The 1,362-nt window shown below is 52.2% G+C and carries 1 pseudogene; it reads left to right on the top strand.

Going from position 1 to position 1,362, the window contains the following annotated elements:
• Positions 1–128 precede the first annotated feature (128 nt).
• Positions 129–1,296, top strand: a pseudogene (locus AC3Y5R_RS24115) (IS3 family transposase).
• Positions 1,297–1,362 lie beyond the last annotated feature (66 nt).

Below are 1,362 nucleotides of genomic sequence, written 5' to 3'. Positions count from 1 at the left end.
CCGGATATATGGTCGCAAACCGTATCGAACCAGTACTTGTAACACCCGGGGCGTCCATATATGGTTTACTGAATTTGGCCACCTGAACAGAGGTGATATGCTCACCTCAGAACAACACAGGTGCTCCAATGAAAAGAAGAAATTTTAGTCCTGAATTCAAACGCGAATCCGCTCAGCTGGTTGTCGACCAAAATTACACCGTCTCTGACGCTGCTAAGGCTATGGATGTTGGCCTTTCCACTATGACGAAGTGGGTCAAACAACTACGTGATGAGCGTCAGGGCAAAACGCCAAAAGCCTCCCCGATAACGCCGGAACAAATAGAAATACGTGAGCTAAAGAAAAAGCTACAACGCATTGAAATGGAAAATGAAATATTAAAAAAGGCTACCGCGCTCTTGATGTCGGACTCCCTGAACAGTTCTCGATAATCGGGAAACTCAGGGCGCGTTATCCTGTGGTCACTCTCTGCCACGTGTTCGGGGTTCATCGCAGCAGCTACAAATACTGGAAAAACCGTCCTGAAAAGCCAGACGGCAGACGGACTATATTACGCAGTCAGGTACTTGAGCTACATGGCATCAGCCACGGTTCGGCCGGAGCAAGAAGCATCGCCACAATGGCAACCCAGAGAGGCTACCAGATGGGGCGCTGGCTTGCTGGCAGGCTCATGAAAGAGCTGGGACTGGTCAGTTGCCAGCAGCCGACTCACCGGTATAAGCGTGGCGGTCATGAGCACGTTGCTATCCCGAATCATCTTGAGCGACAGTTCGCCGTAACGGAGCCCAACCAGGTGTGGTGCGGTGATGTGACCTGTATCTGGACAGGTAAACGCCGGGCGTACCTCGCCGTTGTTCCCGACCTGTTCGCAAGAAAACCAGTGGGCTGGGCAATGTCGTTCTCGCCGGACAGCAGACTCACCATGAAAGCGCTGGAAATGGCATGGGAAACTCGCGGTGAGCCCGTCGGGGTGATGTTCCACAGCGACCAGGGTAGTCATTATACAGGCAGGGAGTTCCGGCAATTACTGTGGCGATACAGGATCAGACAGAGTATGAGCCGGCGCGGAAACTGCTGGGATAACAGCCCAATGGAGCGCTTCTTCAGGAGTCTGAAGAACGAATGGGTACCGGTGACAGGTACGTAAGCTTCAGCGATGCAGCTCACGCCATAACGGACTATATCGTTGGATATTACAGCGCGCTCAGGCCGCACGAATATAACGGTGGGTTACCACCAAACGAATCGGAAAATCGATACTGGAAAAACTCTAACGCGGTGGCCAGTTTTTGTTGACCATATATGGACGCCCCGGGTGTTACAAGTACTGGTTCGATACGGTTTGCGACCATATATCCGGCG

The sequence above is a fragment of the Erwinia sp. 009765445 genome (assembly GCF_058137865.1).
Note: the sequence above shows the minus strand (reverse complement) of the source record. Positions and strands in the feature narration are given on the sequence as shown.